Source organism: Microbacterium sp. (assembly GCF_029263575.1).
GTDB lineage: Bacteria > Actinomycetota > Actinomycetes > Actinomycetales > Microbacteriaceae > Microbacterium.
On the sequence record NZ_JAJUFV010000135.1, the window covers coordinates 1 to 7951 of the forward strand.

The following is a 7951-nucleotide window of genomic DNA, read 5'->3' on the forward strand; positions in this document are numbered from 1 at the left end:
AGAGCAAGAAGGTTGCGATCGTGGGCTACGGCTCGCAGGGCCACGCCCACGCGCAGAATCTGCGCGACTCGGGTGTCGAGGTCGCGATCGCACTCAAAGACGGCTCGAAGTCCGCAGCCAAGGCGGAAGAGGCCGGCTTCCCGGTCAAGTCCGTCGCGGACGCGACGGCATGGGCCGATGTCATCATGATTCTCGCTCCCGACCAGCACCAGCGCACGATCTACTCCGAGTCGATCGCGCCGAACCTGGCCGAGGGCAAGACACTGGCCTTCGCACACGGCTTCAACATCCGCTTCGGTTACATCGACGCACCTGAGGGAGTTGACGTCATCCTCGTCGCCCCGAAGGCTCCCGGACACACCGTCCGTCGTGAGTTTGTCGCCGGTCGTGGCATCCCCGACATCATCGCCGTCGAGAAGGATGCATCCGGCCAGGCCTGGGCCCTCGCACTCTCGTACGCCAAGGCCATCGGCGGCACCCGTGCCGGTGTCATCAAGACGACCTTCACCGAAGAGACCGAAACCGACCTCTTCGGCGAGCAGGCCGTGCTGTGCGGTGGCATGAGCCACCTCGTGCAGGCCGGCTTCGAGACGCTCACCGAGGCCGGCTACCAGCCGCAGATCGCGTACTTCGAGGTGCTGCACGAGCTCAAGCTCATCGTCGACCTCATGTGGGAGGGCGGCATCGCCAAGCAGCGCTGGTCGATCTCCGACACGGCGGAGTACGGCGACTACGTCTCCGGGCCTCGCGTCGTCGATGCCCGCGTGAAGGAGAACATGAAGGCCGTACTCGCCGACATCCAGAACGGATCGTTCGCGAAGCGCTTCATCGACGATCAGGACAACGGAGCCACGGAGTTCCAGGAACTGCGCGCGAAAGAAGAGCAGCACCCGATCGAGACCACGGGTAAGGAACTGCGTTCGCTGTTCGCCTGGAAGCAGCAGGACGAGGACTACGTCGACGGCAGCGCTGCGCGCTGACGTCGACGCCGTCCGGAGGGCTGTGTCTTCTGGCCGCTGCGCGGCGTGGGTCGACGGCGGCGCTGCGCGCTGACGCCGACGCCGACGCCCGTTTCACCTCGCCGAGACCCCGTCTTCGCATCGAGCCCCGGTCGTATATTCGTGAATACGACCGGGGCTCGGCGATACGACGGGGTCTCGGCGTTCGGGGAAACGTCCGGGCGACGTGCGGGGTCACTCGGCGGGGGCGTCGTCGATCTCTATCGGTGCGTCAGTGGGATTCGCCCACACCGGAGCGGGAAGCATGGTGTCTGTCCTGCCGTCGCGGATCGCCCGCAACGCTTCGACGATCTCGTCGGAGTTCTCGGGCACGGCGAGGTTGCACGTGCGCAATTCAGACGCGAATTCGAGCGTGAGTCGTGTCTTTCCTGCCTCGACCGCTTCAGCCGTCGTTCCGGTGAGGATCTCACTGCCGGTCTGAATATCAGAGACCCGATCGCAGACGTGGTAGACCCTTCCGCCCTCGACCCAGACGACTTCGTCCTGTCCGAGCAGTTGAATCACCGTTGACTGATCGGCGGTGTACTCCTCGACCGAGGCTGGGTCGTAGTCAATGCCGAACACCACCGCCACCGCGGCCAGCACGATGCCGATGATCCCGGCGGTGGCCTTCTGTCCCCTGTCCATATCCTTGTTCAGGAAGATCAGGATGATCAGCGGCAGGAATGCGATGACCGCGATGATCGCGCCGAGTTGGTTCTGCACGAAGAAGCGGACTTTGTCGGCCTTCTGGGCAGGGTCGAGGCGGTTCGCCTTCTTCCATAGCAGCGAGCCCGTGATCGACAGTGCGGCGATGACGACGAGCGCCACGATGAGGGCGATGAAGGCCCACTGCGGGAACGTCGCGGTCGCGTTCTGCGACTCAAGCAGGCCCGTCTCGCCGTCACGGACGAGTGCGCCATCCTGTCCGACGAATTCACGCTGACGCAGCAGCCAGAAGACAGCGACGGCCTCTGCTGCGATAGCGATCGCCCACAGCGCGGCGGCGATCCACCGGAACGTCGTCGCCTTCTTCTTCGATTCGGGCGTGGGAGTCCACGCTCTGTCAGACGCGGACGTGCTCTCGATCTTCGCCACCGTGGGTTCCCCTCGTGAAGTGATCGACCTGAGCATATCGGGAGGGCAGCGGCATCGCTACGCTGGGACTATGACATCGGATGCTGATGAGGCTCTCTCCTGGGAAGGAGACGAAGACATAACGTCATCGAAGCGTTCCCGGCCGGAGAAGAGCGCCCGGACGGAAGAGCCCGCCCGGCCGGAGAATCGTGCCCTGCCGGAGGGGTGGAATGCCGTAGGCAAAGACAGCGAGACGATCGGGCGCATCGCTGAAGACGGAACGATCACCGAACCCGGCGAGCCTCAGCCGCTCAGCACTCCCATGCTCCTGTTCATCGGTATCGTCGGCGGCGTCTACCTGCTGTATACGGTCGGCTGGATCATCGGCGGGCTGAATCTCCACGGCAGCGCGATTTTCCTCATTCCCGAGGTGATGTACCAGGTCGCGTTCTGGACGGCCGTGCTTACGCCAGCCATCTGGTTCGCGGCTGTCTGGCACCTGACGAGGCGGTCACGGGCGTGGGTGCGCGTGCTCGCTATGATCGGGGGCATCCTGCTGCTCATCCCGTGGCCGTTCGTGATGACCGGGGCGGGGGGCGCATGAGCGAGAACACGGCGGCCGCGTCGGCAGGGCTCGGCCTCGGCAGAAGCATCATCATCGGTTTCGCTGGTCTCTTCTACGCGTACGCCGTGTGGAATGCGGTGGCCTATCTGCTCACGGTGGCGCCCGCGGGCATCAACGCATACGGCTGGTTCGTGCTGATCTTCTCGGTGCTGTTTCCCGTGCTCGTGTTCGTGATCGCTCTCGCGCTCGGTCGGCGCCGTTCCAAGGCTGAGTTGGCCATCACCCTCGTCGCCGGGCTCGGTCTCGTCGCGGTTTTCTGGATGAACGTGGCCGCGTTGAGCATGCTCACGACGTCGTTTCTGAGCGCCTGAACACGAGGAAACACAGAACGGAGCATCGAATCCGCTCCGGTAAGGTGGGAGGCGATCGCGCCCCCGACGGTGTGCGGCGCATCGGTCCCATCCGCGCTGTGTCGAATGTCCTGAAGGATCCTCTGTGCCCAAGCCCGTCGTGCTCCTCGCCGAAGTTCTCTCGCCCGCAACGATCGAAGCTCTCGGTCCTGATTTCGACGTGCGTCAGGTCGACGGCACAGATAGGCCCGCACTGTTCGAGTCGCTGGCAGATGCCAACGCCGTGCTTGTGCGGTCGGCGACCAAGATCGACGCCGAGGCGCTGAGTCACGCCCCGCACCTCAAGGTAATCGCGCGTGCAGGTGTCGGTCTCGACAACGTCGACATCCCGGCATCCACAAAAGCGGGTGTCATGGTCGTCAACGCGCCGACGTCGAACATCATCTCGGCAGCAGAGCTCACCTGTTCGCACATTCTGAGCCTTGCCCGCCACGTTCCGGCGGCACACGCATCGCTTGCGGCAGGACAGTGGAAGCGCAGCTCGTACACCGGCACAGAGCTCTTCGAGAAGACGCTGGGAATCGTCGGGCTGGGTCGTATCGGCGCGCTTGTCGCCGCCCGTATGCAGAGCTTCGGGATGAAGGTCGTCGCCTATGACCCCTACGTCACGAGTGCGCGAGCGCAACAGCTCGGCGTTGAACTTCGCACGCTGGACGAGCTCGTCGCTGAGGTCGACTTCCTGACGATTCACATGCCGAAGACGCCGGAGACGACCGGCATGATCAGTTCCGAGCAGTTCGCGGCGATGAAGAAGACGGCGTATGTCATCAATGTGGCTCGCGGCGGTCTGATCGATGAAGAGGCGCTTCGCGACGCTCTTGTCGCGGGGGAGATCGCCGGTGCGGGACTCGACGTGTTCACCTCCGAGCCGCCCGCCGAAGGCGGCTCCGCCCACGCTCTGCTGAACCTGCCGAACGTCGTCGTCACACCTCACCTCGGTGCGTCGACCGATGAGGCGCAGGAGAAAGCGGGAGTCTCCGTGGCGCGCTCGGTCAAGCTCGCACTCGAGGGCGACCTTGTTCCCGACGCCGTCAACGTCGCCGGTGGCATCATCGACCCGTTCGTGCGCCCGGGGATCGCGCTCGTGGAGAAGATCGGTCAGATCTTCAGCGCCCTGAGCACAGCGGCGTTGACGAGCCTCGATGTCGAAGTTCGAGGCGAGCTGGCCGATTACGACGTGAGCGTCTATCGCCTGGCGGCGTTGAAGGGCGTGCTTTCGAACGTCGTCAGCGAGAACGTGTCCTATGTGAACGCCCCGCTGTTCGCCGAGGATCGTGGCATCGAGACCCGACTGATCGTCGAGAAGGAAAGTCCCGAGTACCGAAACCTCACAACGCTCCGCGGCGCATTCACCGACGGCTCGGTGCTGAGCGTTTCTGGCACGCTGGCCGGTACACGCATGGTGCAGAAGATCGTCGGAATCAACGGCCACGACCTCGAAGTGCCGATCGCTGAGCACCACATCGTGATGAGCTACACCGATCGCCCGGGTATCGTCGCGGTCTACGGACAGAAGTTCGGCGAGGCAGGCATCAACATCGCTGGTATGCAGGTCGCGCGCCGTGAGGCCGGCGGGCAGGCCCTCACGGTTCTGACGGTCGACTCGCGTGTGCCGGAAGAGCTGCTTGCGCAGGTCTGCGAGGCCATCGAGGCGACGATGATCAGCCCGGTGGAGATCACCGAGGTCTGATATCCGGACGGATGCCGCGTCACGACGTGGCGCGCACGGTGAGCTCGATGAGTTTCCGTAGCTGTTCGCCGGTGGGCATCGGACCGGACGACTCCGGTGCCGCGGCGCCAGCGAAGCCGAGGGTGTGGTTGTAGTACAGACCGTCTCCGACGAGCATCACCAGATCGAGCGCGGTGTCATCGCGCACGTGCGGCCGCAGCAGCTCTGCCCAGGCGTCGCGCACGCGATGCAGTGCGTCTGAGGCCGCTGTCGATCCACCCTGAGCCACACGGGAGGCGGCAACGAGCGCACGGGCGAGAGCGGCATCTTCCACGACGGACGTGCGCACGTAGTAGGACACCGGTCCGTCGGGCGCCGTGCGCATGCGGTCGCGATCCGCGTCGGCGAGAGTTTCGAGGCGCTCGATCAGGCCGGCGATGAGATCGTCTCGGCTGGCGAAGTGGTAGAGCAGACCGCCCTTGGAGACGCGGGCGGCCTTGGCGGTGGCATCCAGCGTGGCCGATCGTTCGCCGTCGTCGATCAGGATCGCCTCGAAGGCGTCGAGAACCTTCTCTCGGGCGTGTGGTGGTCGTGACATGGTGTTACTATACCATCTGGACGGTTCAGTAATCGTCGTCGTGCATGTTAAGGAAGATTTGTGATGGCTCACACCGGCTCCATCGAGACCAGTGGTATCAACGCCCCACGTGCTGGCGTGCGCGGCTGGTTCGCGCTCGTCGTGCTCATGCTGCCGGTGCTGTTGATCTCGGTCGATAACACCGTGCTGAGTTTCGCGTTGCCGGAGATCGCACTGGCGCTGTCGCCGAGCGGCGCTGAGCAGCTGTGGATCATCGATGCCTATCCGCTCGTGCTCGCGAGCCTGCTCGTCACGATGGGGACGCTGGGCGATCGGTTCGGTCGCCGCAAGATGCTTCTGATCGGGTCGACCGGGTTCGCGGCGGTTTCTGTCGTGGCGGCATTCGCCCCGACAGCTGCGTTGTTGATCGCGGCCCGTGCGCTGCTGGGATTCTTCGGCGCGATGCTGATGCCGTCGACGCTGTCGCTCCTGCGCTCGATCTTCCTGAACCGCGATCAGCGTCGTCTGGCGATTGCTGTCTGGGCGTCGGCCTTCTCCGCCGGCTCTGCGCTCGGTCCGATCGTCGGTGGTTTCCTGCTCGAGCACTTCGCCTGGGGTTCGGTGTTCCTGATCGCCGTCCCCGTGCTCATCCCGCTGCTGATCGGCGCACCGCTGCTGGTACCGGAAAGCCGCGACCCCGCCCCAGGCAAGATCGATCCGGTGAGCATCGCTCTGTCGATGGCCACGATGATTCCGATCGTGTACGCGATCAAATCCTTCGCTGTCGATGGGCCGACCCTTTTCGCCGTGATCTGGGTCGTCGTCGGTGCGGCGATGGGGGTGCTGTTCGTCCGACGGCAGCTGCGCTCGGCGTCACCGATGCTCGACATGGCACTGTTTCGGCGAGGGACGTTCTCAGGCGCGATTCTCGTGAACCTGTTGAGCGTCGTCGCTCTGGTCGGTTTTCTGTATTTCGTTCCGCAGTATCTGCAACTGGTGCTGGGCATGTCGCCGATGCTGGCGGGCGTCGCGCTGGTTCCGGGCATGCTGGCTGTGATCGTGGCCGGACTCTGCGTCGTTCCGATCTCACGCCGCATCGCACCGCACCTCGTCGTGCCGTCGGCACTCGTATTCACCGTTATCGGCTACCTTCTGGTCGCCTTCACGACCGAAGGGCACGGGGTGCTGCCATTGGCGCTGGCCTTCGCTGTGCTCGGAATCGGAATCGGCGCGGCAGAGACGATCTCGAACGAGCTCATTCTGTCGAGCGCGCCCGCGTCCAAGGCCGGTGCCGCCAGTGCCGTGTCCGAGACCGCGTATGAGCTCGGCGCCGTGCTGGGAACGGCTGTGCTCGGCGGCATCCTCACCGCGTTCTACCGTGGTGCGCTCGTGATTCCCGAGGGCATCTCCGGGGAGGCCGCGCAGACGGCGCGAGAGACCCTGGCCGGCGCGTACACGACGGCGCATCAGCTGCCTGGGGCGTTGGGAGCGCAACTGTGGGATGCTGCGGCATCCGCGTTTGAAGCCGGCGTCACCATCACATCGCTCATCGGCGCCGCTCTCGTCGTGTTGGCCGGCGTGATCGCCGCTGTCACGCTACGTACGTCGCGTCCGCGCCGACCAGTACGCTAGGGGTACCCGCTCAGGCAGTCCGTCGCGGGTTTTCCCGGTGCAAGGAGAAGCATGTCGCGTGTCGTGAAACTGGCCGTCATCCCCGGTGATGGCATCGGTCCCGAAGTCGTCGCCGAAGCAGAGAAGGTGCTTGACGCCGTCACCGCAGAAAGCGACGTGACATTCGAGAAGACACGGTTCTCGCTCGGCGCCGACCGTTATCTCGCAACGGGTGACACGCTCACCGATGACGACCTCGCCGCGATCAGCGCACATGATGCGATCCTTCTCGGCGCCGTCGGCGGAATGCCCGGCGACCCGCGGTTGAAGGATGCGAATATCGAACGCGGGTTGCTGCTGAAGCTGCGCTTCACCCTCGACCACTACGTCAACCTGCGTCCGTCGAAGCTGTTCACCGGCGCCCCGGGGCCGCTCGCCGACCCCGGCGAGGTGGATTTCGTCGTCGTGCGCGAGGGTACGGAGGGGCCATACGTCGGCAACGGCGGTGCCATCCGCCCGGGTACACCGCATGAGGTGGCCAATGAGACAAGCGTCAACACCGCGTATGGTGTCGACCGCGTCGTGCGTGCGGCGTTCGCGCTCGCCGAGCGCCGCCGTCGGAAGTTGACACTGGTGCACAAGACCAACGTGCTCGTCCACGCCGGAGGAATGTGGCAGCGCATCGTGAACGAGGTGGCTGCCGAGCATCCGGATGTGGTCGTAGACTATCTTCACGTCGACGCGGCGACGATCTTCCTGGTCACGAACCCTTCGCGCTTCGACGTGATCGTCACCGACAACCTCTTCGGCGATATCCTCACAGACCTGGCAGGTGCTGTCACCGGCGGCATCGGCCTTGCTGCATCGGGAAACATCAACCCCGACGGCACGTTCCCCTCGATGTTCGAGCCCGGTCATGGTTCGGCGCCCGACATCGCAGGCCAGCACAAAGCCGACCCCACGGCGGCGATCCTGTCCGCAGCGCTCCGGCTCGACCATCTCGGGCTCCGCGAGGACGCCGGCCGCGTGACCAGCGCGGTCGAG

General features: G+C 64.8%; 8 protein-coding genes. 6 read left to right on the plus strand and 2 right to left on the minus strand.

Features of this window, described 5'->3' with window-relative positions:
* A partial coding sequence (gene ilvC / locus Q1J95_RS12440) for a ketol-acid reductoisomerase (protein ID WP_300268008.1) occupies window positions 1-980 on the plus strand: 980 nt, incomplete at its 5' end.
* Between the two features lie 213 nt (window positions 981-1193).
* Here ilvC and Q1J95_RS12445 read toward each other — a convergent pair.
* Window positions 1194-2096 carry a hypothetical protein gene (locus tag Q1J95_RS12445; RefSeq protein ID WP_300268010.1) on the minus strand — a complete coding sequence of 301 codons (903 nt, stop codon included), beginning with the start codon at window positions 2094-2096 and terminating at the stop codon, window positions 1194-1196.
* A gap of 70 nt (window positions 2097-2166) precedes the next feature.
* Between Q1J95_RS12445 and Q1J95_RS12450 the strand changes: the two genes are divergently transcribed.
* The 3 genes from Q1J95_RS12450 to serA all read left to right on the plus strand — a co-directional run bounded on the left by Q1J95_RS12450 (window position 2167) and on the right by serA (window position 4740).
* On the plus strand, window positions 2167-2679 hold the full coding sequence (locus tag Q1J95_RS12450) for a hypothetical protein (protein WP_300268012.1): 513 nt from the start codon (window positions 2167-2169) through the stop codon (window positions 2677-2679).
* On the plus strand, window positions 2676-3011 hold the full coding sequence (locus tag Q1J95_RS12455) for a hypothetical protein (protein ID WP_300268014.1): 336 nt from the start codon (window positions 2676-2678) through the stop codon (window positions 3009-3011). The genes Q1J95_RS12450 and Q1J95_RS12455 overlap by 4 nt, the downstream gene beginning before the upstream one ends.
* Before the next feature lie 124 nt (window positions 3012-3135).
* Window positions 3136-4740, plus strand: a complete 1605-nt coding sequence (gene serA, locus Q1J95_RS12460) for a phosphoglycerate dehydrogenase (protein WP_300268016.1) — start codon at window positions 3136-3138, stop codon at window positions 4738-4740.
* Window positions 4741-4759: 19 nt separating this feature from the next.
* On the opposite strand, the gene Q1J95_RS12465 is transcribed toward serA, so the two are convergent.
* The gene (locus Q1J95_RS12465) at window positions 4760-5317 is read right to left on the minus strand and encodes a TetR/AcrR family transcriptional regulator (protein WP_300268018.1); all 558 of its coding nucleotides are present in this window, start codon (window positions 5315-5317) and stop codon (window positions 4760-4762) included.
* 63 nt (window positions 5318-5380) lie between these two features.
* Here Q1J95_RS12465 and Q1J95_RS12470 point away from each other — a divergent pair, with 63 nt between their 5' ends.
* The gene (locus tag Q1J95_RS12470; protein WP_300268021.1) at window positions 5381-6928 is read left to right on the plus strand and encodes an MFS transporter; all 1548 of its coding nucleotides are present in this window, start codon (window positions 5381-5383) and stop codon (window positions 6926-6928) included.
* Between the two features lie 51 nt (window positions 6929-6979).
* Window positions 6980-7951: 3-isopropylmalate dehydrogenase (locus tag Q1J95_RS12475; RefSeq protein ID WP_300268022.1), on the plus strand; the 972-nt coding region annotated here is incomplete at its 3' end.

Coding starts and splice junctions, on each gene's coding strand:
- Q1J95_RS12450 (WP_300268012.1), top strand. CDS start 2,167: ATGACATCGGATGCTGATGAGGCTCTCTCCTGGGAAGGAGACGAAGAC.
- Q1J95_RS12455 (WP_300268014.1), top strand. CDS start 2,676: ATGAGCGAGAACACGGCGGCCGCGTCGGCAGGGCTCGGCCTCGGCAGA.
- Q1J95_RS12465 (WP_300268018.1), bottom strand. CDS start 5,317: ATGTCACGACCACCACACGCCCGAGAGAAGGTTCTCGACGCCTTCGAG.
- Q1J95_RS12470 (WP_300268021.1), top strand. CDS start 5,381: ATGGCTCACACCGGCTCCATCGAGACCAGTGGTATCAACGCCCCACGT.